This window comes from Nostoc sp. DSM 114161 (assembly GCF_052692665.1).
The window spans coordinates 6,318,641-6,342,826 of record NZ_CP195141.1; the positions used below are offsets into that span (position 1 = coordinate 6,318,641).

Sequence of the window (24,186 nt, forward strand, 5' to 3'; positions counted from 1 at the left end):
AACAATCCCATGACCTTGGATAAACCAACTCAAGGTACAACTTCCGAAGAATGTGCTGCCAGAGTAATGGAAACAGTTCCATTAGTGATGCGGTTTATCCGAGCGGATATGCGTGCCCACAGTGCCGCTTTTTTATCTATACCTCAGTTGCGATCGCTAGCATTCATCAACCGCAATCCCGGTGCTTCGTTATCTGACCTGGCAGAGCATTTGGGTGTCACCTCTGCCACAGCATCAGCGACCATAGAACGCCTAGTACAACGCAACTTTGTCGAACGCAATGCCGATCCTCAAGAGCGGCGGCGAGTGCTGCTCAATCTCACTGAGGAAGGAAAACAGCAACTCAAACAATCCCAAGATCAAACTCGCGCTCATATTACCGACCTGCTCCAAGGTCTGACAGAAGAACAAATTTCCAACATTGAAGAAGGCTTAACTCTACTAAAAAATGTCTTCGAGCAAACAGAAATCAAATCGCCATAGCCCTCATGTTGCACAGCACGATCCCTTTGCAGCCTTGAGGTTTCGGGACTATCGGTTATTTACCATTGGCCGCCTGCTGCTGTTCGTGGGGTCGCAAATGCAAACCGTAGCCATTGGCTGGGAACTTTATGAGCGTACTGGCTCGGCTCTGGTTTTAGGTGGAGTGGGCTTGGCGCAAGTTTTACCGATGATTGCGCTCACCTTAATTGCTGGAGATGTAGCCGATCGCCGCGATCGCAAACTCACCATGTTACTCTCAGTCATGTTGCTAGCTCTGTGTTCTCTGGCTTTAGCAGTACTTTCCTATACTCAAGGCGTAGTTTTTCTGATTTACGCCTGCTTGGTTTTAACGGGCGTTGCTAGGGCATTCCTCAAACCCGCCAGCGATGCACTGATGTGGCAGTTGATACCTGTAAATGCTTTTACTAACGCTGCTACATGGAATAGTAGTAGCTTTCAGTTAGCGTCAGTTATCGGCCCCGCCTTGGGAGGATTCGGGATTGCGCTGTTGGGAAGCGCCACAGGAGTATATGTTGCAGCAGCGATCGCCGCGTTGCTGTGTTTCATTTTAACCCTGGCAATTACAGAGAAAAAAGGCATCCGCCCCAGCGAACCAATATCAATCAAAGCCCTTGCTGCTGGTGCTAAATTTGTCTGGGAAAACCAGTTAATTCTGGCAGCAATTACATTGGATATGTTTGCTGTATTGTTGGGTGGAGCGATCGCATTACTACCCATCTTTGCCAAAGATATTTTACATGTCGGCCCAGTGGAGTTGGGATATTTGCAAGCAGCGAATTCCATTGGTGCTTTGACTATGGCCATTACCTTAGCGTATTTACCACCATTACGCAAAGCAGGCCCGGCTTTGTTGTGGTCAGTAGTTGGCTTTGGCGTTGTTACAATTATGTTTGGGCTTTCTCGTTCGTTTTGGCTATCTATGTTGATGCTGATACTCGCTGGCGCACTCGATAGTATCAGCGTTGTAATTCGCCATACATTAGTTCAAATCAGAACCCCGGATTATTTACGTGGGCGAGTTGCTGCTATCAATAGCGTGTTTATTAGTGCCTCAAATGAATTAGGAGGCTTTGAATCAGGCTTGACTGCTGCCTTATTTGGCCCGGTGGTTTCCGTTGTTGGTGGCGGAATTGGCACAATACTAGTAGTAATTGCTACAGCAATGATTTGGCCGGGAATTGGCAAGTTAGGCTCTTTGCAGGAGTATAAGGTAAGTGAGTAGAGGTAGGAGGCAGGAGGCAGGAGGCAGAAGGCAGGAGGCAGAAGGCAGGAGCGAAGAGAGTTTTAGTTCAATACGGTTCAGTTAGCTTTTTTTCCTCCCCTGCTCCCCTGCTCCCCCTGCCTCCCCTGCTCCCCCTGCCCCCCTGCCTCCCCTGCTTGCCCAAATGTATCAATCTTCAAGTGAAACGGTATTACTTCTTGCAGTTCCCTACTTAGTTTGTGTAAGTGCGATGACAGCTTGAACTAATTTTTCAGGCTCCAGTGGCTTTGTAACATGTTGTTGAAAGCCACTTTTCAAGGCTTGCTGACAATCCTCTACTCTTGCATAGGCAGTCAAAGCAATTGCTTTTATTTGTCCGCCTTGTTGAGGGGGTAAAGTCCGGATTTTTTGAAGCAGGGAATAACCATCGACTCCAGGCATTCCAATATCGCTGACTAACACATGCGGCTGGAAGGATTCTAAGGTTGCCAGGACTTCAGCCGCGCAGGTAACTGTGATGACTTCTCCTCCGTACTGGGTAAACAGTACTGTTAATAGCTCGCGAACATCAGGATCGTCATCCACCGCTAAGACTCGAATTCCTGTAAGAGCGAGTTCTCCAAGTGACGACGGCTGTTTGTTATTGATTTCTGGTTCAGCATTCAGCAGGGGTAAGCGGACTGTAAAGGTGGTTCCCAACCCTTCTCCTGGACTATCAGCGGCGATGGTACCGCCGTGTGCCTCAACCAATTGACGGACGATCGCCAACCCCAACCCTAATCCGCCATACTTGCGAGCGATGGAGGCATCCTCTTGGCGGAAGGATTCAAAGATGTGGGGCAGGAAGTCTGGGCTGATGCCTTTACCCGTGTCTGTCACTGTAATTTCTGCCTGATTATGGACTTTTTTCAATTCAATGTCTACTCGTCCGCCACTGCGGGTAAATTTGATGGCATTGGACAATAAATTCCAGACAATTTGCTGGAGGCGGGCAGGATCGCCAGACACTTGTCCAATATTAGGTAATAAGGTGTCAATTGAGATCGACTTAGCTACGGCTGCTGTTCTTACGGTATCGAGGGCGGCTTCAATGATGAAAACCAAATTGACGGAGGTTACATTTAAGCTGAGTTTGCCGCGGACGATTTTAGCAACATCAAGCAGATCGTCAATTAATTGAGTCTGCAATTTGGCATTGCGTTCGATGGTAGCTAGGGCTTCGTTAGTTTTGGTTTCACTGAGTTTGCGCGTTTGTAATAACCTTGACCAGCCAAGTATGGGACTCAGGGGCGATCGCAATTCGTGGGAGAGAACAGCCAAAAAATCATCTTTGATGCGATTTGCGCGTTCGGCGGCTTCTCGTGCTGCTTGTTCGCGCCGCAGTAGTTGTTCCCGTTCTGCCTCAGCCCGTTTTTTCTCAGTAATGTTGAGAACTGTACCGATGAAGCGAATAGCTACTCCTGCCTGGTTGAAAAAGGCTTTTCCCTTTGCCGCAATCCACCGTTCTATGCCGTCTTCCATGCCCACGGTGCGGTACTCAATGTCATACTCGCCGCCGCTTTCAGGATTGAACGATTGTAGTACAACCTCATGGGTGCGATCGCGGTCTTCTCGATGTATGCCTGCCAGGAAAATATCGTAGTTGACTTCGGCTTTGGGCGACAGTCCAAACATGGCTTTGCATTGCTCGTCCCATTGCAATACTTTTGTAATTGGGTTGAAGTCCCAGGTTCCTAACTCGGCTGATTCCAGGGCGAGTCGCAGGCGATTTTCACTTTCACGCAATGCTGCTTGTGTTTGTAGGAGATCGGTTATATCAGTATTAGTGCCAAACCAGCGCAAAACCTCACCTTGTTCGTCACGCACCGGAACGGCGCGAGAGAGAAACCAACGATACTGTCCATCTTTACCGCGTAAAGGGAAGGTATCCTCCCAGATTTCGCCTGTTTGAATACAGCGATAAAACTTTTGAAACACTCGTTCAAAATGGTCTGGGTGTTGTACTTGCTGAGAACCCTTGGACTGCATTTCTTCCAAGGTGAAGCCTGTGTAATCAAACCAGCGTTGATTGTACCAGAAGATCTGCCCGTTTTTGTCTGCCATCCAAGCAAACTGGGAAATGTTTTCTGCCAAGGTGCGGAAGCGGTCTTCACTCTCCCTGAGTTCCTGTTGTACCTTGGTAATTTCGCTAATGTCCATCACTGCTACCCCGACTCCGATCGCTTCACCATTAGGCAAACAAACAGGGTAGTGATTGGCAATTGTATGGCGAAATACACCGGGTCTGAGTTCGCCATTGAATTCCAGATTCAGGACGGGTTGTTGAGTTTCCATCACCTGGAGGAGTAAAGGAGCAAACTGAGATGCTATCTGAGGCACAGATTCCCACAAGGTGCGTCCTAAATGCTCATTTAAGGGGACTTCATTGATTTTTGCTAAAGCTTCGTTGGCATACAGAAACCGTAACTGGCGATCGAATAAGGCTAAGGCAATGGGAGATGCTGCCATAAATGCCTGAACGATGGCTTCACTACGCTGACGTTCTAATTCGACTTGTTTGCGATCGCTAATATCTCGCCAAGCAACGATACCGCCTGTAATTTCCCCTTTGGAGTTATAAATGGGGCCAGCGTTACACAAAACGACAATTTTTTGTCCGTCGGGTTTTCGCACTACCCATTCTTCATTGGTGACGACTTCACCTTGCTTAACAGCACGAGTCAGGGGTAAGGCCTCAGCTGTCGCCCTAGTTATGCCATCAGTACAAAAAATATCCCAGGCTTCTACGTGTTGTTCGGCGGGAATGCCCTCAAGCACCTGTGGCGATCGCCCAATCAATTGTTGACCGTAGCGGCTGACTTGGCGTATCCTCACATCAGGAGCATCGGCAATGGTGATTCCTTCCGGAATGTATTCCATCAGCGCATCTAGAATTTGTCTGCCTGCTTCTGCTTCCTCGATTTTTTGTTCTAAAGCAAGTTCAATTTGTCGGCGCTCATCAATGTCAATCACTGAACCGATGTAGCCTTTAAGTTCACCATTTTCTCCAAACCAGGGATTGGCTGCATCGATTACCCAACGATATTCTCCGTCCTGACGGCGCAATCGATATTCTAAGCGAAATGCTTCGTGACGCTCATTTGCCTGCAAGAAGATGTCTCTAGCAAATTCCCGGTCTTGTGGATGTAACGCATCTAACCAGCCAAAACCCAACCCTGTTGTTTCGGTTTGTCCGGTGAATTCACACCACATTTTGCTGAGGTAAGTACACTCACCAGTAGCATCTATCACCCAAACCATCATTGGTGCGTTATCCGCCATGTTACGAAATCGTTCTTCACTTTGACGCAGTGCTATTTCTACCTGAACCCGCTGGGTTACATCCAAAATAACCCCAAGGGCGCCGCGGATTTGATTTTTCTCGTCCCGCAAAGGAGTGGCAGATGCCAATATCTGGCGCACTGTGCCATCACCGAGCAGGATTTCAAATTCTCGATCTCGCACGTCTATACCCAATCTGGCAGCCACTTGCATCGGCAAGTTTTCTGCTGGTATTTCTTGGCCTTTTTCAAAGACTCGATAAGCAGGTTGCTCGTCGCTGGGGGCACTTTTAGAGATTTTGGCACCAGGAGGAACGCCTAGCAATTGCCGAATGTAGGCATTACTTTCCATTTGAATGCAAGTTGGATCTGTGGCGATCGCAATACCCACAGGAATTATATCTAACAGCGTTTGCAGTTCGCTCACCCGATTTGTCAATTCCCTGTTGAGTTGTTCGATGGCAGCTTGGGCTTGTTTTTGCGGCATTAAATCCATAGCGAAGATTAAATGCTCATCGCTGCGTTCCATCCACTGGGTTGCACTCAGCAAAACGCAAATGCGCCCTCCATTTCGATGTAGTAACTGCGTCTCTTGCGGCGGGAGAAAGCCCTGTTGCTGCACTTGCTTGACTGCTTGCTCGCTACTTGCAGAAAACTCTGGAGGGATAAAGTCGCGCCAGTTAATACCTTGTTGCTCAAACTCTTGCCGGGTGTAACCGTGGAGGTTGAGCATATCGTCGTTGATGACTCTGACTTCGCCGCTGACTGAGGCAATGCAAATGCCGATGGGAGCCTTTTCTATCAAATGTTGTAGCTTGTGTTGCTGTTGTTGCAAAGCGGCTATGGTCTGGTGCAGTTGGAACTCTAAATGTTTGCGTTCTGTAATATCGCGCCAAGATGCAACAAACCCATCATTTAACTTGGTTGCTCGAATATCAAACGCCCGTATCAACTTTTGGTCGCCAAAGGAGTCTTCGTAGACTAGCGAATCTTTGATTAATGGCTCTCCGGTTTTCACTACCCGACAATACTCGGCAAATAGCCCTGTTTCTCGATGAGCAGGGAAGATTTCACATAATCCTTTGCCAATTTGCATTTGTTTGGGCATCCGGTTATTTTCGCAGGCGGCTGCATTCAAATAATCGATGCGAAAGTCTATTATTTCCCCGGACTCATCTCTGATGGATGAGAAGATACCAAAGCAGTCGAGCATATTTTCCACTGATGTTTGAAATTGCTCGTGGCTGCAAAGTTGTTTTCCTCGTAATTCGGCATTTTTCATCGCACTGTGCATGGCTTGGCGCAAATTATCGCCAGTCATGCGGTCTTTTACCAAATAATCTACCGCTCCACTCTTGAGGGCTTGCACTGCTACCTCTGCATCAGGGCTGCCAATTACTACAATTGGGGGGCACTGTTGCCCCATTTGTTCGCTTAGTTGCCCGATAAGATCGATGTTGCTAAATTGAGAAGAATTTAATTCTAAGAGAATGACATCAATTTGTTGCGATCGCAATAATACCAAAAAATGAGTGTTAAATTGTTGTTTAATAATTTTGTATGTAAAACTCTCATCAAGTTGTAAATGATGCTCATAATCCTTATCGTCCTCATCAGAGCCAGCAATTACAACAACAGTCCGCTGAGTTAACATACTTACATACCCAATTGGCAAAATTAAAATTCAGTCGCAGACACTAATAATAAAGGATTTTCACCAGAAGTAATTGAGTTATTTTTATTAGTATTAATGTTGTCGCTCATAACTCAAATACTTTTCTCGTTCCCTCTCCCTATCATTGGGTTTGAATCCCCCACAACAAACTTGGCAAGTGTTGATGGGGCTTGAAATTCTTTATCAAACGGCAGTCCTGTTCCCTCCTAGTAAAATATATCCGAAGATAGAAGAAATTGCACTTGGTTTTACAACTAATTTGTCAACTCAAGTATAATATTTACCTATGTAAGGGTTTCATGAATTTGAATTAATACAGCACTTATTCGCTGAAACTTAAACCTGGTAATGATTTGAGTCTCGTGAATATTTTCTTTCCAAATCAACTTTTAACCTTTGTAGGTATTTGTCAATGTTCGTCATCGTCAAATATGTCTAAATTTGGAGAAAATAGTAGCTATTTTCGGGTTAATTCTACCTTTATATTGCTATTGAGTATCAAATTCATCAGTGTTTAAATTCAGTAATCTCTGATTTATTGCCTATCCAAAGTATTATAAATATATTGGTCTTTCTAACTAAAGATAGAAGTTGAAAAAATTTGAAATTCGTAGGATTTGAAGCGGAAACTTATTTTTGTTGATGTAGTTTGAAAATAAGTTTTACATTTTTCACTCATGCGAAGTCAATTTTACATATCAGTAGAAGAAAAGGAAAAAATATTTTGTACGGAATTAATTAGGTACGGTGTACCATACGAAAAAGCTCGAAAAGCAGCACAGATTTTGGCCTCTGGTCAACCTGATGAGCTTTTGACACCTGAAGAAATTTTAATTGTCAAAGATGCTTGTAAAATTTGGTCAAAGCAGCATAAACGCTATCAGCGCTTGCAATCTATTATGCAAGAATTAGAGAACTGCAAATTTGATATTAAAGATAATAAAAATAAAGATTAACTTTCAAGCCAGCTACCGAATTGTTAAAGAGTGCATTGATAAAATTTAACAACACTTTGAGCGATTGCAGCGATGTCTAACTTTGTGTTGTCATAATCAATAGTGAAAATACTTAAAAATAAAAATGCTGAGTGCTATCATCATCGGATAAGTCTTTTTCCTTGGAACCTTCTGTCTTCTACTTAAAACTGGTTGTAATTTTTTATAGCTGATAAGGTGTAAAACTATGACTCATGCTTGTTGTGGCCCTGGCTACGCTTCTCCAGAAGCAGCCAGCAAAGCTGAAAGAGAAAAAGTGCTTTATGCGATCGCTCTCTACACTGGTACTGGCATCGAACAACCAGATTATCTTGCCACCGTAGACGTTGACCCCAATTCTCCCACTTATTCCCAAGTGATTCATCGTCTATCTATGCCTTACATTGGCGATGAATTACATCACTTTGGTTGGAACGCTTGTAGCTCTTGTCACGGCGATGCTGGTAAATCCCGCAGATTTACCGTCATACCTGGGCAACGTTCTAGCCGCATCTATATTGTTGATACCGCAGATACCAAAGCGCCAAAACTGCACAAAGTCATTGAACCACAAGAAATTCAAGAAAAAACCAATTTAACCGCACCCCATACAGTACACTGTCTAGCAGATGGCCACGTAATGATTTCCATGCTGGGCGACAGTCAGGGAAATGGCCCTGGTGGATTTTTGTTACTAGATGAAAATTTTGACATTGCTGGACGTTGGGAACATCAAGCCGAAGGTATGCGGTTTAACTATGACTTTTGGTATCAGCCGCGTCATAACATCATGGTGAGTAGTGAATGGGGCGCACCCAAAACCTATTATCCGGGTTTTGACCTAAACGACGTAGCAGCCGATAACTACGGCCATCACGTACATTTTTGGGATTGGTCAACACGAGAAATTATCCAAAGTTATGACTTAGGACAAGAAGGATTAATTCCCTTAGAAGTGCGCTTTCACCATAACCCCGACAGCACTCATGGGTTTGTCGCCGCAGCACTCAGTAGTAATGTTTGGCATTGGCACAAACCTAACGGTCATTGGCAAATAGAGAAAGTAATTGATATAGCTTCAGTAGAGGTGGAAGGTTGGCCGATACCAGTGCCATCTTTGATTACTGATATTTTGATTTCCATGTGCGATCGCTATATTTACTTTTCCAATTGGTTGCATGGAGATATCCGCCAATATGATATCAGCGACCCATCCCATCCCCGACTCACCGGTCAAGTTTGGTGCGGTGGTTTGTTGGGTAACGCTGGTGAAGTTCGAGGTCATAAATTGGCTGGCGGCCCCCAAATGCTACAGCTGAGTCTGGATGGCAAACGGCTTTATGTGACAAATTCCCTATTTAGCACTTGGGATAATCAGTTTTATCCTGATTTATCCAAAACCGGCTCATATTTATTACAAATTGACTGCGACACCGAAAATGGCGGACTCAAAATCAACGAAGATTTCTACGTTGACTTTGGCAAAGAACCAGCAGGCCCCTCTCGCGCCCATGAGATGCGCTATCCTGGCGGTGATTGCACTTCAGATATTTGGATCTAACCCGTTCTATTTTGGATTTTAGATTTTAGATTTTGGATTTGAGGTTTTGGATTCTCACCTGCCCCTCTGCCCCCCTGCCCCCCTGCCCCTCTGCCTCCTAAAGTAGAATTCAATCATGATTGACCTCAACGCCGAAGCTTGGGAAAAACGGTATCAAGAAAATCGAGATCCTTGGGATTTGGGCTGTCCGGCTCCACCATTTATTAATCTTCTGGCATCAGTTCAAGCCCCCAAACCCGGACGAATAGCAGTTCTAGGCTGTGGAAGCGGACAGGATGCGATGTTATTTTCAACAGCAGGGTTTGATGTCACTGGGTTTGATTTTGCTCCCAGCGCCATCGCCCGTGCCTCTACTATTGCCAAAGCACGAGAACTGAACGTTCAATTTTTACAACGCAACATTTTTGAATTGGAACCAGAGTTTTTACATAGTTTTGATTACGTATTAGAACATACTTGTTTTTGTGCCATCGATCCAACGTTGCGATCGCAATATGTACGGGTTGTAAAAAACTTGCTACGTCCCAATGGTCAACTGATTGCCCTGTTTTTTACCCATAGTCGGTTAGATGGCCCCCCGTTTGGCGTGAAACCGCAGGCAATTTTGGATAGCTTTTCACCCTACTTCGATATCATCTTGTTTAAGGCTGCGAAGGATTCTATCCCCGCCCGCAAAGGCGAAGAACATTTAGCAATTTTCCAGGTGACATCGAGCTAGCAACCACAACCACCTGAGGCTGCTTCCTCGTCCTCTGCTGTAAAGAGCTGCTTTAAATCGTCCAGCGCTCCACCCGATAGCACCCCATAGCCCAATACGCTTGGTGTTAAGGAAATTTATCTGTTAAGACAGGCAGGGGAGGCAGGGGAGGCAGGGGAGGCAGGGGAAGCAGGGGAAGCAGGGGGAGAAATACTATATCTGATTGCAACTTAGTATGAACCGAACCTTCTGCCTCCTGCCTTCTGCCTTCTGCCTCCTGCCTCCTCTCTAATTCCAGACTACACGCGATTCCCGGAAGGATATTGATGTCCTAAGATGGTATGGGGTTTGTAGGGTTCTTCCAAGTAATTACGTTCTCCATCTGAAAGCTTCAAATCCACAGCTTCAACTGCTTCTTTGAGATGTTCGATTTTACTAGCGCCAACGATTGGCGCTGTCACACCCGGTTGATGCAATAACCAAGCTAGGGCTATTTGTGATGGTTTGACACCGCGTTTTTGCGCTAATTCAACGACGCGATCGACAATTTGAAAATCTGAATCTTGATAGTAGAGTTTGTGGGCAAATTCGTCGGTTTTTGCCCGCACAGTTTGACCGTAGTCTTCTTTGCTGCGATTACCAGCTAGGAAGCCTCGCGCTAAGGGACTCCAGGGAATAATTCCAATTCCTTGGTCTAAAGATAGAGGGATGATTTCTCTCTCTTCTTCTCTATAAACTAAGTTGTAGTGGTTTTGGATGGATACAAAGCGATTCCAACCGTGTTTGTCAGCCAGGAAAAGGGCTTTGGCAAACTGCCATGCGTAAACGCTCGATATCCCCAAGTAACGAACTTTACCTATTTTTACGAGATCGTGTAGTGCTTCTAAGGTTTCTTCAATTGGCGTTTCGTAGTCCCAACGGTGAATCTGGTACAAATCCACATAATCTGTCTGTAGACGCCGCAATGAGGCATCAATGCTATCAAAAATATGTTTGCGAGATAGTCCGCGATCGTTGGGGCCGTCACCGACTTTGCCATGAACTTTAGTAGCAATAACTACTTGGTCTCTTTTGGCAAAGTCTTTTAATGCTCGTCCCAGGATTTCTTCGCTGACACCCAAAGAATAAACATCGGCGGTGTCAAAGAAGTTAATCCCCAACTCCAAAGCCAGTTTGATAAAAGGGCGACTTTCTTCTTCTTCTAACACCCATTCTCGCAATTTGCGATCGCCATAAGTCATGGTACCTAAAGCAATGCGCGATACTTTCAGTCCACTTTTTCCGAGATTTACGTATGCGGTCATACTGTTTGCTCTACTTTTTGATAACGTTGTGATAGTTCTAAAGCCAGTTGGGAAGCTCGATGTGCTTCATCGGTGCGTCCTAGCTGGCTGTAAGTGTTAGCCAATTCCCGCTGAATTATGGGAATGTTGCTGCGGGCAGCTTGGCGTTTTTCCAAAACATTCAAGGCTTGGTGATACTGCCTTTGGCGGATCAAAGCATTAAGATAAATTTGCTCAAATAAATCTCGTTGAGCGTGAGATCCACCTGTGGATTGCAACTCTGGCAATACTGGCTCTAGTTGGGCGATCGCTTCTTTCAAATCTCCACGAGCATAGGCTATCATCCCTTTAGCTGCGGGTATTCCAATGTCTGCCCAAGTACGCCTAGCATAGGGTAATACTTTTTCGGCATGATCTTGCATACTCTCTAACATTTGGGCCGCCCAGTCTTCTTTACCCCCCCGCACCAATGCATAAATGTACTGCAAATCCAGGAAGGCGAGGACGTGTTCGTGTATCCGTGGTTGTAAATAACCTGCAAGTTCCTGCCAGCGCGAACCCACATCTACACCGCGTAACTCTAGCCTGAGCAACAAAGCGATCGCATTAATCTGTTCGCGACCGCTGTCTTTTTTCGCCCGTCCCCAGATACGGGTGTCATATATTTCCACCACCTTGGCAAAATTTTCAATATCCAGGTAGTAAAGAGATGTATGCCACCAAAGATGTCCATAAAAAGCCGAGCTAGTATATTCCCAAGTATCACTTAGACTTTCCATTAAGGTAATCCCTTCTTCGAGGCGTCCTGCGGTTTCTAACACATGAGCAATGGCGTGATGCGCCCAACGATTATCTCGTTTGAGTGCGATCGCTTGTCTTGCGTATTTTTCTGCTTCTGGTATCTGATGGCACTCTTCTAGTCCAAATGCCAGCATCCCGTAGATATAGGGATTATCTTGATTGGCGGCGAAAACTTTTTCAGCGATGCCCAGCATTCCCTGGCTGTTACCGCAATTTCTATAGTGAAATTGGGCTATATGCACTGAGACTAAATCGCGGGGATAAACAACAGTAATCGCTTCATGATAAGCGATCGCTTGCTGGATATCGCGGTTTGCCCAAGCTTCTATTGCTGCAACGTAAAGTTTTTCACGCTCGTTGGCTGTTTTGAGGTTTGCTTTAGCCGCATTCAGATAAAATGTTGCCTGGGTTGAGGCAACACCACCAGCAAACAAGTAAAATGCGGCAACTTGAGCATTGGCGATCGCACAAGTTGGATCTGCCTCAACTGCTTTGAGAATCACATCAGCATCGTTCCCGACGCTAAATAATCGATCCACAAAGCTATTAATGGCATCTACCGCAGCCGATGAATCGGTAGTAATTTCCAGTCCAAATGAATCTTTGACCATTGTTTTCCCAGAGCATTGCACAGCTACAAGGGTTACTTTGCAAAAGCTAAGTTATAAACTACTGTATATCAATCAGATAACCGTAGATAATAATTATTAGATTAACAATTTTCGATAAGTAATGCTGTCATGGCGATCGCTTTTGTGGAAAATCAGGTAGTTGTTGGCTGTTAACAGTCATCAGTCAACACTCAACCTCAAGACTAATTTGTATGAAAAGTTACCAAGTGCAACTTGTTAATCGCAATAACTTCATTGTAGAAGTATCAGAAAGCCAATACATATTAGATGCTGTAGAAGCCACGGGTTTGCGGTTACCTGTGGGTTGCCGATACGGTGCTTGCATTACTTGTGCAGCGCGTCTAATTGAGGGTAAAGTCGAACAGTCTGGGGCGATCGCCCTCAAATCTGCACAGGAAGCAATGGGCTATGTTTTACTTTGCATTGCCCATCCCCGCTCAGATTGCAAGTTTGAGGTGGGTGTGGAGTGCCAAGATGAACTTTACATTAATCCGTTTAAAGGTCGTCGGTGATAAAGGAGGCAGGGGGCAGAAGGCAGTCCAGATGAAGCAAGTTTTAAGCCTTATCGAAATAATCGGGTCTAAAATCTCGCCTTTTAAGGCAAAAAGTTAGGCAAGCGGGGTATAAATCCCCGTTACAAAAACGGCCTCCTGCCTCCTGCTTTCGTTAAATGAAAGTGGTTTTTTCCCCAATCCCCAGCCATAAGTTAATCAGATTTCAAATTTGGGAAGAATAAAGTCTGGTGAGATTACGCAAGCGACTGTAATTCATAAAATGAGGCTTTAATCCCTATGAGTTCTGATTTTCAACCGCCACCTAAAAGCTTGTCCATTTTGGCTTCCGTTGGAGGAGTGGTGACAGCTGTTGTCGCGATCGCTGGTTTTAATTTTTGGTCAAAACAAATTTCTCCAACTTCTGTTGAAAAACCTGAAATATTAACATCCAAGACAGCTGCACAAGCAAAGGAACCCGTACCAAAGACTCCTTTGACTGCTCAAGAAACTGAAACTATTGCCAAGCTTGACGCTACATCTGTAGTTTTACCAGGGGAACCCATTCCTCCTAACCAATTGACGATAGCCATCACTCCTTATGTTGCTCCTGGTGCAGGATCGTTAACAAAAGAGGAAATTGCCACTGCTCGTCAAGCTTGGTCATACTTCCAGCGTAACTGGAATGACGAAACTGGCTTGGTTAATTCCGTTGATGGCTTTGCCGGCGTGACTATGTGGGATCAAGCAGCAGCGATCGCCGCCTTAGTCAGTGCTAGAGAACTCGATATCGTGCCTGCGGCTGAATTTGATGCCAAAATGACCAAAATGTTGAAAACGCTGGCATCTATACCCTTATACAAAGAAGAACTACCCAACAAAGTCTACAATGCCAAAACCCTCATACCCGTTAATTATGGCGAACTAGAAAAACGGGAAGAAATTGGTTGGTCTGCCATTGATTTGGGGCGGATGGCAATCTGGCTGAAGATTGTTGGTGCCAAGTATCCCGAAATGCGATCGCTTTCCAAGGACGTTTGGAAACATTGGCAAGTCAAGCGCCTTACCAACAATGGGCGAATGTACGGTACTAGCGTCATCAAAGGTAGAGAACAGTATAACCAAGAAGGTCGCTTGGGCTACGAGAATTATGCTGCCTATGGTCTGAATCTTTGGGGCTTGGATGTTAATAAAGCCTTAGATTATCAGTCTCATACTGCCTTCGCAAATCTTTACGGGCAAGGAATTCCTTACGACAAACGCGACTATAAAAAATCTGAAGCTAATAATTACGTTTTGAGCGAACCTTATATATTAGACGGTATTGAAACTGGGTTTCAAGCTTTGCCCAAAGCCTACGCCGATAGAATTTTAGCTGCTCAAGAATCTCGCTATCAAGCGACAAAACAATTAACTGCCGTCACCGAAGACAACTTGGATAGGCCTCCCTACTTTGTTTACAGCAGTTTGTTTGTCAACGGAGAACCTTGGGCTACCATCACAGACACTCGACAACAGCGTAATGATTTGCGCTTTTTAAGTGCTAAGGCAACAGTAGGCTGGCATGTGCTTTATAACACTGGTTACACCCGCCAGTTATTTGATTTCGTCCAAGCCAACCTCAAGTCAAAAGATGGCTGGTATAACGGTTTTTATGAATCTCTGCGTCAGCCGAATAAAACTCTGACAGCCAATAATAATGGTGTGATTTTAGAGAGTCTGCTATACAAGCAAGTCGGACAACCGCTTACCATTTGGGCAGGAGTTAAGAAAAGTAGCAAGTTATCAAAATAGGGTAGGACTTACGCAAACTCTAGGAACTCTTGGCGTTCTTCTCTACGAGACGCTGCGCGTACCCTCCGGCAAGTAAGCTACGCACAGCGTGTCGCAGACAAGCGTTCTGTAGGAAAAGCGTCTACGATAAATTAAGCGAAGTTGGCTATTTTTGCGTAAGTCCTGAATTATTAAAGTGAAACGGTATTAGCCACCTCTCGCCGCAACACATAGCGTTGATGAAGTTTGTTTCCAAATTGCTGGGGTGGCGCTATGCGTATCACTTCAAAACCCTGCTTCTGCCAAAAAGCAAATCCTAGCTGATTTTCTTCCAGAACAGCTAAAAATACATATTGCGCTTGTTGCTGTGCCACCCAACTTTCATAAGCTTGGTAAAATTGAGAGCCTAATCCTTTGGTTCGGTGTTCTGGAGCCAACATCATTAAACCTATCCACCAACTTTTATTATCAGGATAATGCCGAATACTTTCGAGCATTCCTATAAGATTGTCATCTGGAGTAAATAAACCAAAAATAAATTTATCTTCTATAGTTTTACCTTCAGGTAAAGCTAAAAATTCCTCAGCAGCAGCAGAAGGTAGAGGCGGATGCCCATCCGTCATAATAGCGTAGTCAGTACATTGCTCGAAAAGGTGCTGAAGAATTTTCTCATCACTTGGGTCTAGTCTTGTTGCTATGTGAGCTGCATTATGTAATATTAATTTATTTAAATTATCCATATAGATTTAATAGTTTTAAAAACAAAGGCTTTGAAAAATCTCAATATATGAAGTTTATTATTGATTAGTTTTCTCTATGATTTACAAGAGGTGAAATATCTATATAACAGAGAAAACCATTTTTTATTTTAGATGTTAATAACACCTTATTTTCAGGATTTCTGGGTATTTTTTGGCTTTCATAACGTTTTGAATCTGGTTGCGAGGCTTACTGATTTGATATTCAGTAAAGTGAATTTGAGAATTAGCTATTTCTGCCTCATGTTCTCGATAATATAGTAGACAACTACCTAAGCTAGGCACAGGGTGTTCAACCTCTTTAATTGGGATTTGCCTGGGGTTATCAATCAAGTAGGAATAAAACTTCAGATGTATATAGTTTAGCGAGGAAAGTTGATTCATGAAGATAACTTCTTTGGGATTTCGATCTACAGCAGCTTGAAGAGACTCTTTAAAATTCAAGCTGTCCATAGCTTTGGCGCTATAAGGTGGGTAGAATATAAAATAATTAAACTGATAGCCAATTATTTCAAATAAAAGAAAGATTAGTACGCAGGTAATTAGACCTTGCTTTCGATAATAATTTGGAATTGATAAGATAAATTCGATGGCATAGCAAGAGATCGTTAATATGTAATAAGCGATCGATAAACTCCTCAAGGCATGAGGAGAAACTCCCGAAGTTAATGCAGCAGCCACAGGTGATAACAATAAGTTAATTAAAATAAAGATATTAAATTTATTGAAAATTAGCTTTTTGCTAATCAAAATATTTATTAGACCTAGCAAAAAAAGAAACCAAGTTATGCTAAAAATAACCCCTCCATACCCAGTTGCATGTCGTAAATTTGTATCGCCGCTTCGGATCAAAAAGTCTGGCGACCAATACTTAATATAATTTTGAATAAATATGAGTACTTTATCAAATATGGGTATAGATTTATAAATGTAAGAAATTTTACTAAATCTCGCTGTTAAACCGCTTGGGTTATTAACTAAAAACAGGATATACGGAATCAAACAAATAAGGAATGTTAATGTGATACCTATTAGCTTCTTGATGTTATTTCGTTCATAGTAAACCACCCATAATGAAATTAACATCAAGAATGACAAGATACGAGCAGTAGGATATGTATATACAGAAGTACCCAAAGCTAACCCGCAAAGCAACACTTTAAAGTAATTGAACTTCCCTTCTTTGCGTTCATGAAATATCATCCACACGAAAAGTGCAGTTGCAGAAATAGCAGCTAGTTGAGAAATTACTTCAAAACCAATTCTAGATACTGTAAAGAAGTGTGGTAAGAATCCAAAGGATACAAGAGCATAAAACAAAAGAATTTTGCTTCCTTGAAATATTTTATAAATCAGAATCAGTGTAAAAATTAAAGACAGAATGTAAAAAGTAAAGCTAGTGAATCTGAGATTGAATTCTGATATTCCAAACAATTTAAATATCAAAGCAACAGCGTATATATAAATAGGGGCCTTGTAATCATTAAAGCTTCTAAAGTATGTGGGAAAGTAGGTGCCGTATTCATCCATTCCCGTTTGACCAATTAGAGCGGCGTTGTAACCGATAGCAGATTCATCAAGAAAGAAACCAGTTGGTATCTCATCTAATTGATAGAGGTGAGCAATTAAAACGGCTATAAAAATGGCTATAAATACTAGTGCAACTACAAAATTGTAGCTTCTGTTTGCGTATGCTCTAGAAATGAAAAAATCTCTAACGTTCTCCCAATTCATATTCAAAATCCTCATATAAAGGTACATACATATAACGTGCTTATGGGATTTTCCCATGATTAGCCGTCTTGATATGCCAAACTCTAAAAGTTTAGGCAATCAGGTTTAGTACACTTGCACGAGGTAAATTTAAATAAAAAAACACTTTGACTAAAAGTGCTAGCCTTAGCTCAACCGGATCGCCGCCGTAGAGGTATGCCCTGTTTGCTCCCCAAATCAGGACTTGCGTTTGTACATTGTTTGTGAAATACTACTTACAAAATACGGTAAATCGGTAAAGATTAAGTATTTTGCTAAATTTACCAACAAAGATTCCTACCTCAAAGCGATTGGAAGCTAATCTCAAACGATGACAAACACAGAAATTCGCACTAGTCAGGTTAAAGTCCCCAACGGTGATTTACAAATCGACGCTTACTTAGCGGAACCGGCACAAAAAGGAACTTTCCCAGCGGTGATTGTAATTCAGGAAATCTTTGGGGTAAACATACACATTCGGGAAGTTGCTGAGAAATTTGCCAAACAGGGGTATGTAGCGATCGCTCCGACTTTGTTTCAACGCACTGCTCCCGGTTTCGAGGCTGGATACAATCCTGAAGATATCGAAAAAGGGAGACAATATAAGGAGCAAACCAAAGCAGAGGAAATATTGAGCGATATTCAGGCTGCGATCGCTTATTTGAGAACTTTACCGAATGTGCAAGGGGATGCGATCGGTTCCATTGGTTTCTGCTTTGGCGGTCACGTCGTTTACTTAGCTGCTACATTACCAGATATTAAAGTTACCGCTTCCTTTTATGGTGGTGGGATTACAAACTCAACTCCCGGCGGTGGAGAACCAACCATTACGCGCACTCCCGATATTAAAGGCCCCATCTATGCATTCTTTGGTCTAGAAGATCGAGGAATTCCCTTAGAACACACACAACAGATTGAAGCTGAATTAAAGAAATATCAAATTCCCCATACCATCTTCCGCTACGAGGGAGCAGGACATGGTTTTTTCTGCAACCATCGCGCTAGCTATAATGCCGAAGCTGCTGCTGATGCTTGGGAAAAAGTTGTAGAACTGTTCCAAAAGAATCTTCAGCTGCAAACAGTCTAAAAATCAATACACCGTACACCGTAGGGGCAAAACAGCTGGGCATACGTGCCAACTTAACGTCAAACCCTGGTGAAAACGTGATGAGCGAGTTCTACTCACTTACTATCAAGATCCGCGTTACCCCACCCCGGCTTTGCTGGCGCAAAACCTCCCCTCCCCTTGCTAAGGGGAGGGGTTGGGGGTGGGGTAAAATGCCTGTGGGATAAGCGTTTGAGCTTAAGTTGACACCAATGACACCTGTAAAACCCCTACCAACGAACACAGCAAATAAAAACCAACTATTACACCCATGATTACTGCCTTCAAACAGCCACGAGTGAAAATTTTTCAAAAGTTTTCACTATTCGTATTACCAGGATTATTAACAATTTCAACAACCTTAGTTAGTTGCTCAGTCGAAACCCCAAAAGCAGAAAATAAGACTACTGGTTTTCAAGCCAAACTTGTTCGCATGGGATATCAAAGTTCTGGGGATATTGTTAGACTCAAAGGATTGATTGAAAAGCGTTTGCAACCTTTAGGCGTTTCCGTTGAATGGGCGCAATTTGCCGCCGGGCCACAACTGATGGAAGCGATGAATGTGGGTAGAGTTGATATTGGTTCTGTAGGCGAAACTCCCCCAATATTTGCTCAAGCCGCTGGTACATCTTTGGTTTATATTGCTAGCAACAAACCAAGTACTGGTAAAGGAAGCGGCATTATAGTTCAAAAGAATTCACCTATTCGTACTTTAGCTGACCTCAAAGGGAAAAAAATAGTTTTTCAAAAAGGTTCTGCATCCCATTATTTATTAGTAAAAGCCTTAGAAGAAGCTGGTTTAAAATATAGCGATATTCAAGCCCTGAGTCTACCTCCTTCAGAAGCCCGCGATGCATTTATTCAAGGAAAAATTGATGCTTGGGTAACTTGGGACCCTTATTTAGCAGTGGCAGAAAAAAAGGCAAATGCCCGTGTTTTGAGAGATGCTAGCGGCATTTCTACTCAAGGCGGATATTATATGGCAGCGCGAAAGTTCGCTACAGAAAATCCCAAATTAGTGCGATTAATCCTTGAGGAAGTAGATAATACAGGCCAATGGGCTGACAAAAATCGAGCAGAAGCAGTAAAACTTATTGCTCCTCATTTAAAAATCGATGAAGATATTTTAAAAACAATGGTTTCAAGGCGCAATTACGGCTTAAGACCAATTACTCCAGAAATCATGGAGAATCAACAGAAAATTGCCGATTTATTCACTAGGGAAAAAATAATTCCTAAATCTATCAGTATTAAGGAAGCGATGCTGACTACTGAACAATATGCAGCTATCACCCCAGAAACTATTACTCAAAGCAGTATTAGATAGTGAGTGACTGGGGACTGGGGACTGGGGAAGATGAGGGAGATAGAAAGAGAAATAACTAATGACCAATGACAAATGACAAATGACAAATGACTAAATTTGAAACAGAGGGATTATGGAAGTTTTTTGGTATTTGCCTACACAGGGAGATGAGCGTTATTTAGGCACTACAATTGGTAGGCGTCCAGCGACTTATCCTTATATGCAACAAATTGCCCAAGCTGTTGATAAATTGGGTTATGGCGGGATGTTAATTGGTACTGGACAAAAACAGGATACCTGGATTGTAGCTAGTTCTTTGATTTCAGTTACCGAACGTTTGCGGTTTCTTGTGGCTTTTCGTCCGGCAATTATGTCGCCTTCTTTAGCAGTGAGGATGGCCGCTACTTTTGACCAGATTTCTAATGGTCGAATTATTTTAAATGTGGTGACTGGTGGCGATACGAAAGAACTAGCTAAAGATGGAATTTTTCTAGAGCATGACGAGCGTTATGAACTGACTGATGAATTTTTAACAATTTGGCGATCGCTAATGCAAGGTGATGAAGTAACCTTTAATGGTCGCCATCTGAAAGTTGCAGGTGCAAAACTGCAATTTCCTCCCGTACAAAAGCCTTATCCGACTTTATATTTTGGCGGTTCTTCCGATGCTGCTCTCCAAGTTGCTGCTAAACATATTGATGTGTATTTAACTTGGGGCGAACCACCAAATCAAGTTGCCGAAAAGATTGCCAAGGTACGCCGATTAGCAGCAGAACAAGGTAGAACGGTACGTTTTGGAATTCGGATGCATGTCATAGTCCGGGAAACTACGCAACAAGCTTGGGATGCAGCTAACGAATTGATTCAGTATGTGGATGATGAAACCATCGCTGCTGCACATCGGCGCTTTGCTCAATCGGAATCAGAAGGACAACGCCGCATGGCGCAACTACATAACGGTAGTCGGCAAAACTTAGAAATTAGTCCCAATTTATGGGCAGGTGTTGGTTTAGTGCGTGGTGGTGCTGGAACTGCCTTGGTAGGAGATGCAGATACAGTTGCAGCGCGAATGCTGGAATATACCGATCTAGGCATTGATACCTTTGTATTTTCGGGGTATCCCCATCTCGAAGAAGCCTATCGAGTCGCAGAATTATTGTTTCCCCGTTTACCAGTGCAAACGCCAGCGTTAGCATTACCGCAACAAGTTGCAAGTACATTCAGCGAATTTGTTACCAAAACAGATTTACTCAAACCGCAACCTGTTTAAAGGGCATGGGGCATTGGTTACTAATTCTTGTAAATAGGGGAAACAGAAATAATGAGTACGAAAAAACGTCAACTGAGACTGGGTGCATTTTTATCAAGCAGTGGTCATCATATCGCCTCATGGCGACATCCCGAAGCACAGGCGAATGCTGGTTTGAACTTCCAGCATTACAAAAGGCTGGCACAGACGGCGGAACGCGGTAAGTTTGACATGATATTTTTTGCAGACGGTGTAGCTGTCCGCGCTCGCAATCAAGAACCTGACGTTTTTAGCCGTAATGGGAAACTCGTGCAGTTTGAACCCCTCACCTTGTTGTCGGCTTTGTCTGTGGTTACAGAAAATATCGGTTTGACGGCGACAGTATCGACTACTTATAACGAGCCTTATCACCTCGCCCGGAAGTTTGCGTCGCTAGATTATCTCAGTGGTGGTCGTGCCGGTTGGAATCTTGTCACCTCTGCCACTGAAGCAGAGGCGCTGAATTTCAATCGGGAAAAGCACATGGAGCATACGCTACGCTATGAGCGTGCCCGTGAGTTTGTAGATGTGGTAACAAAGCTTTGGGATAGTTGGGAAGATGATGCTTTCCTCCATGACAAAGAGTCGGGTATTTATTTCGATCCAGATAAGCTACACACTCCCAACCACAAAGGCGAGCATTTTTCAGTGCGCGGGCCGTTGAATGTTGCCCGTCCCATCCAAGGTTATCCGGTGATAATTCAAGCTGGTTCATCTGAGGATGGTAGAAATTTGGCTGCTCAAACCGCGGAAGTAATTTTCACTGCCCAGCAGACCCTTGCAGAAGCCCAAGCGTTCTATGCAGATGTGAAGGGGAGATTAGCTGAATATGGACGCTCCCCTGACCATCTCAAAATTATGCCTGGTGTGTTCCCGGTAATTGGCAAGACTGAGCAGGAGGCTAAAGATAAATTCGATCGCATTCAGGAATTGATCGATCCGGTGGTCGGTTTAAATTTGCTGGGAACGATGATTGGTGGATTTGACTTATCTGGCTATCCTTTGGACGGGCCGTTGCCAGATTTACCAGAAACAAATGGTGGCAAAAGCCGCCAGAAACTCTTGATTGATTTGGCTAAAAGAGAGAATTTAACCATTCGAGAACTGTATTTATGGACGGCTGGTGCGCGTGGGCATCGTCAGATTTTGGGTACGCCAGAACAAATTGCCGACCAGTTAGAAGATTGGTTTGTCAATGATGGGGCGGATGGATTCAATATTATGCCTCCCTGGTTACCTGGAGGTTTAGATGAGTTCGTAGATTTAGTGATTCCTGAACTGCAACGTCGGGGTCTGTTCCGCACAGAGTATGAAGCAGCAACTTTACGCGAGAATCTTGGTTTACCTCGTCCGGTAAATCAGTTTAACAAAGTTAGCGATCGCGAAGTGGCGATCGTCTAACTTCTGATAAAGCGATTTTTGGAGCAAAAAGGCTCAAGCATTCCTGCCTGAGCCATAATTAAATTCAAATTAAAGATTAGCTTCAAGAGCTAAATCTTTAAATTTTAGTAACGATTGCGGAAGTTACTGTTTCCCCGATTACCAGCAAAGGAACCTCTGCTTTCTTTGGGCTTAGCCTTATTTACTTTTAGGTCGCGTCCCATCCACTCAGCACCATCAAGAGCATCAATGGCAGCTGTTTCTTCGGCATCTGTGCCCATTTCTACAAAACCAAAGCCACGCATACGACCTGTTTCGCGATCGGTAGGTAGCTGAACCCGCTTTACAGCACCATATTCTGCAAATACGGCATTTAAAGTTTCTTCTGTAACATCATAAGAAAGATTGCCTACATAAATTGACATAAACTGTCTCCAAAATCATAGAGGTGTAGAGACTTAGATTTCGGAGAAAAGTCTGTGAATACCAAAAGGAAAAAGCCTGTCAATAATAAAAACAAACAAGGTCACCGAATCAATTCTCATTTTTTATTCTTACATAGTAGGTAAATATTTAGGCAGAGTTTTTGTAACTGTTACGAAAAGTAATCTAAGCAATTCCTAGCTCCGTAACTGGAAATAATTAAACGTCAAATCGTTTATTTTTGACAGTTTTGATGCGTTATCAAAACACATGCATATTAAAACAATTTAAGCAACTCACTCAAGCTATATATTTGAGTATCTGGAATACAGATATCTTGTGAGAGAATTTTTTTAGAACGATTAATCCAAATACCTCTAATGCGGATTTTCTGCGCTCCTTTGATATCTCGACTTAGATTATCGCCCACCATCGCAGCATTTTCAGCAGAGATGCCAAGCTTATCAAGTGTTAACTTAAATATGCGCGGATCTGGTTTGCCAAATCCTTCTTCTCCAGAAATAGTGATGCATTCAAAATATTGGAATAGGTTAGTTTTTTCTAATTTTTCATGTTGTAAATCTGAAATTCCGTTGGTAATTAAAGCCAAGCGATAATTTTGGCTTAGTTGCTTGAGCGTTGATTCTGTTTCGGGAAATAAAATCAGGCGTTGGCGTAATTCATTTCCAAATAAATCAACCAATTCCCGAACAAACTTTGGATCGTTTATTTGAAATTCAGCCAAAGCATTTGACCAAACTTCATATCTATAATTATGAATGCGATCGCGGATAAATTGCAAGTTGCGATCGCCACCGATGAACTTTCCCCACAATCCTTCCCAATATCCAATACCAATGCGATCGCAGTATTGAATGTTAGCAAAAGCATTCCATAATTGACGACCATGATTTTTGACTGCATGGTATAACTTTTGAGTATCGATGCCATATTTTTTGTGGACTAGCTCACAGATTGCCAAGAATGCTGCTTCAACAGCCGCTACCTCAACAATTAGCGTATCGTCTAAATCGAAAATGATGCTTGCCCAATCTCCTAATTTACTCATGTCTGTAAATATGTTTTTGTCTACAAATTTAATTTGAACATGGGCGGGCAATACGCCCCAGCCCACAAAAGTTTAATTTAAATATGTAAACTATAGGAATCCGGTTTGATTTTTGAAAAAAATCCGTACACTTCTAATCCCCTTCTTAACTATTGCCTATTGCCTGTTACCTGTTCCCTGCCTCTACGAGTAA

Annotated in this window: 18 protein-coding genes; 11 read left to right on the top strand and 7 right to left on the bottom strand. The window is 43.3% G+C overall.

The genetic code is table 11. The annotated features are described in order from the left end of the window. The first annotated feature begins 9 nt into the window (after window positions 1–9). On the top strand, window positions 10–483 hold the full coding sequence (locus tag NSTC745_RS26645) for a MarR family winged helix-turn-helix transcriptional regulator (protein WP_445633665.1): 474 nt from the start codon (window positions 10–12) through the stop codon (window positions 481–483). Then, on the top strand, window positions 449–1,726 hold the full coding sequence (locus tag NSTC745_RS26650; RefSeq protein ID WP_445633666.1) for an MFS transporter: 1,278 nt from the start codon (window positions 449–451) through the stop codon (window positions 1,724–1,726). Before NSTC745_RS26645 ends, NSTC745_RS26650 begins: the two co-directional genes overlap by 35 nt. 207 nt (window positions 1,727–1,933) lie before the next feature. On the opposite strand, the gene NSTC745_RS26655 is transcribed toward NSTC745_RS26650, so the two are convergent. After that, complete coding sequence (locus tag NSTC745_RS26655; RefSeq protein WP_445633667.1) at window positions 1,934–6,679, bottom strand: PAS domain S-box protein; 4,746 nt, start codon at window positions 6,677–6,679, stop codon at window positions 1,934–1,936. A gap of 698 nt (window positions 6,680–7,377) precedes the next feature. On the opposite strand from NSTC745_RS26655, the gene NSTC745_RS26660 reads away from it, so the two are divergent. The 3 genes from NSTC745_RS26660 (at window position 7,378) to NSTC745_RS26670 (ending at window position 9,953) form a co-directional block, all read left to right on the top strand. Further along, a complete protein-coding gene (locus tag NSTC745_RS26660; protein WP_445633668.1) occupies window positions 7,378–7,656 on the top strand; it encodes a hypothetical protein in 279 nt (92 codons plus the stop codon). Between the two features lie 226 nt (window positions 7,657–7,882). Then, a complete protein-coding gene (locus tag NSTC745_RS26665) occupies window positions 7,883–9,235 on the top strand; it encodes a selenium-binding family protein (RefSeq protein ID WP_445633669.1) in 1,353 nt (450 codons plus the stop codon). Window positions 9,236–9,350: 115 nt separating this feature from the next. After that, the gene (locus tag NSTC745_RS26670; RefSeq protein ID WP_445633670.1) at window positions 9,351–9,953 is read left to right on the top strand and encodes a methyltransferase domain-containing protein; all 603 of its coding nucleotides are present in this window, start codon (window positions 9,351–9,353) and stop codon (window positions 9,951–9,953) included. Between the two features lie 278 nt (window positions 9,954–10,231). On the opposite strand, the gene NSTC745_RS26675 is transcribed toward NSTC745_RS26670, so the two are convergent. Together NSTC745_RS26675 and NSTC745_RS26680 are read right to left on the bottom strand one after the other, a co-directional pair. Next, complete coding sequence (locus NSTC745_RS26675; RefSeq protein WP_445633671.1) at window positions 10,232–11,236, bottom strand: aldo/keto reductase; 1,005 nt, start codon at window positions 11,234–11,236, stop codon at window positions 10,232–10,234. Further along, entirely contained in the window at window positions 11,233–12,627 is a 1,395-nt protein-coding gene (locus tag NSTC745_RS26680) for a tetratricopeptide repeat protein (protein ID WP_445633672.1), read from the bottom strand. Before NSTC745_RS26680 ends, NSTC745_RS26675 begins: the two co-directional genes overlap by 4 nt. Window positions 12,628–12,839: 212 nt before the next feature. On the opposite strand from NSTC745_RS26680, the gene NSTC745_RS26685 reads away from it, so the two are divergent. Continuing rightward, window positions 12,840–13,160 (top strand): 2Fe-2S iron-sulfur cluster-binding protein, encoded by a 321-nt coding sequence (locus NSTC745_RS26685; protein ID WP_445633673.1) that lies wholly within the window; start codon window positions 12,840–12,842, stop codon window positions 13,158–13,160. A gap of 279 nt (window positions 13,161–13,439) precedes the next feature. After that, window positions 13,440–14,933 carry a DUF3131 domain-containing protein gene (locus NSTC745_RS26690; protein ID WP_445633674.1) on the top strand — a complete coding sequence of 498 codons (1,494 nt, stop codon included), beginning with the start codon at window positions 13,440–13,442 and terminating at the stop codon, window positions 14,931–14,933. Between the two features lie 170 nt (window positions 14,934–15,103). Here NSTC745_RS26690 and NSTC745_RS26695 read toward each other — a convergent pair whose 3' ends face one another. Both NSTC745_RS26695 and NSTC745_RS26700 read right to left on the bottom strand, forming a co-directional pair. Then, complete coding sequence (locus tag NSTC745_RS26695) at window positions 15,104–15,652, bottom strand: GNAT family N-acetyltransferase (RefSeq protein WP_445633675.1); 549 nt, start codon at window positions 15,650–15,652, stop codon at window positions 15,104–15,106. Window positions 15,653–15,787: 135 nt separating this feature from the next. Then, on the bottom strand, window positions 15,788–17,404 hold the full coding sequence (locus NSTC745_RS26700; RefSeq protein WP_445633676.1) for an ArnT family glycosyltransferase: 1,617 nt from the start codon (window positions 17,402–17,404) through the stop codon (window positions 15,788–15,790). Between the two features lie 349 nt (window positions 17,405–17,753). Here NSTC745_RS26700 and NSTC745_RS26705 point away from each other — a divergent pair, with 349 nt between their 5' ends. The 4 genes from NSTC745_RS26705 (at window position 17,754) to NSTC745_RS26720 (ending at window position 22,522) form a co-directional block, all read left to right on the top strand. Then, complete coding sequence (locus tag NSTC745_RS26705) at window positions 17,754–18,509, top strand: dienelactone hydrolase family protein (protein ID WP_445633677.1); 756 nt, start codon at window positions 17,754–17,756, stop codon at window positions 18,507–18,509. 289 nt (window positions 18,510–18,798) lie between these two features. Further along, window positions 18,799–19,854, top strand: a complete 1,056-nt coding sequence (locus NSTC745_RS26710; protein WP_445633678.1) for a sulfonate ABC transporter substrate-binding protein — start codon at window positions 18,799–18,801, stop codon at window positions 19,852–19,854. 112 nt (window positions 19,855–19,966) lie between these two features. After that, window positions 19,967–21,103 (top strand): FMNH2-dependent alkanesulfonate monooxygenase, encoded by a 1,137-nt coding sequence (gene ssuD, locus NSTC745_RS26715; protein ID WP_445633679.1) that lies wholly within the window; start codon window positions 19,967–19,969, stop codon window positions 21,101–21,103. Between the two features lie 51 nt (window positions 21,104–21,154). After that, window positions 21,155–22,522 carry an LLM class flavin-dependent oxidoreductase gene (locus NSTC745_RS26720; RefSeq protein ID WP_445633680.1) on the top strand — a complete coding sequence of 456 codons (1,368 nt, stop codon included), beginning with the start codon at window positions 21,155–21,157 and terminating at the stop codon, window positions 22,520–22,522. A gap of 104 nt (window positions 22,523–22,626) precedes the next feature. On the opposite strand, the gene NSTC745_RS26725 is transcribed toward NSTC745_RS26720, so the two are convergent. Then, the gene (locus NSTC745_RS26725) at window positions 22,627–22,926 is read right to left on the bottom strand and encodes an RNA recognition motif domain-containing protein (protein ID WP_445633681.1); all 300 of its coding nucleotides are present in this window, start codon (window positions 22,924–22,926) and stop codon (window positions 22,627–22,629) included. A gap of 275 nt (window positions 22,927–23,201) precedes the next feature. After that, complete coding sequence (locus tag NSTC745_RS26730) at window positions 23,202–23,993, bottom strand: HAD family hydrolase (protein WP_445633682.1); 792 nt, start codon at window positions 23,991–23,993, stop codon at window positions 23,202–23,204. Between the last annotated feature and the right edge of the window lie 193 nt (window positions 23,994–24,186).

What these genes read in the sequence shown, in the direction of transcription:
- NSTC745_RS26645 (WP_445633665.1), top strand. Translation starts at nt 10, where the DNA reads ATGACCTTGGATAAACCAACTCAAGGTACAACTTCCGAAGAATGTGCT.
- NSTC745_RS26650 (WP_445633666.1), top strand. Translation starts at nt 449, where the DNA reads ATGTCTTCGAGCAAACAGAAATCAAATCGCCATAGCCCTCATGTTGCA.
- NSTC745_RS26655 (WP_445633667.1), bottom strand. Translation starts at nt 6,679, where the DNA reads ATGTTAACTCAGCGGACTGTTGTTGTAATTGCTGGCTCTGATGAGGAC.
- NSTC745_RS26660 (WP_445633668.1), top strand. Translation starts at nt 7,378, where the DNA reads ATGCGAAGTCAATTTTACATATCAGTAGAAGAAAAGGAAAAAATATTT.
- NSTC745_RS26665 (WP_445633669.1), top strand. Translation starts at nt 7,883, where the DNA reads ATGACTCATGCTTGTTGTGGCCCTGGCTACGCTTCTCCAGAAGCAGCC.
- NSTC745_RS26670 (WP_445633670.1), top strand. Translation starts at nt 9,351, where the DNA reads ATGATTGACCTCAACGCCGAAGCTTGGGAAAAACGGTATCAAGAAAAT.
- NSTC745_RS26675 (WP_445633671.1), bottom strand. Translation starts at nt 11,236, where the DNA reads ATGACCGCATACGTAAATCTCGGAAAAAGTGGACTGAAAGTATCGCGC.
- NSTC745_RS26680 (WP_445633672.1), bottom strand. Translation starts at nt 12,627, where the DNA reads ATGGTCAAAGATTCATTTGGACTGGAAATTACTACCGATTCATCGGCT.
- NSTC745_RS26685 (WP_445633673.1), top strand. Translation starts at nt 12,840, where the DNA reads ATGAAAAGTTACCAAGTGCAACTTGTTAATCGCAATAACTTCATTGTA.
- NSTC745_RS26690 (WP_445633674.1), top strand. Translation starts at nt 13,440, where the DNA reads ATGAGTTCTGATTTTCAACCGCCACCTAAAAGCTTGTCCATTTTGGCT.
- NSTC745_RS26695 (WP_445633675.1), bottom strand. Translation starts at nt 15,652, where the DNA reads ATGGATAATTTAAATAAATTAATATTACATAATGCAGCTCACATAGCA.
- NSTC745_RS26700 (WP_445633676.1), bottom strand. Translation starts at nt 17,404, where the DNA reads ATGAATTGGGAGAACGTTAGAGATTTTTTCATTTCTAGAGCATACGCA.
- NSTC745_RS26705 (WP_445633677.1), top strand. Translation starts at nt 17,754, where the DNA reads ATGACAAACACAGAAATTCGCACTAGTCAGGTTAAAGTCCCCAACGGT.
- NSTC745_RS26710 (WP_445633678.1), top strand. Translation starts at nt 18,799, where the DNA reads ATGATTACTGCCTTCAAACAGCCACGAGTGAAAATTTTTCAAAAGTTT.
- ssuD (WP_445633679.1), top strand. Translation starts at nt 19,967, where the DNA reads ATGGAAGTTTTTTGGTATTTGCCTACACAGGGAGATGAGCGTTATTTA.
- NSTC745_RS26720 (WP_445633680.1), top strand. Translation starts at nt 21,155, where the DNA reads ATGAGTACGAAAAAACGTCAACTGAGACTGGGTGCATTTTTATCAAGC.
- NSTC745_RS26725 (WP_445633681.1), bottom strand. Translation starts at nt 22,926, where the DNA reads ATGTCAATTTATGTAGGCAATCTTTCTTATGATGTTACAGAAGAAACT.
- NSTC745_RS26730 (WP_445633682.1), bottom strand. Translation starts at nt 23,993, where the DNA reads ATGAGTAAATTAGGAGATTGGGCAAGCATCATTTTCGATTTAGACGAT.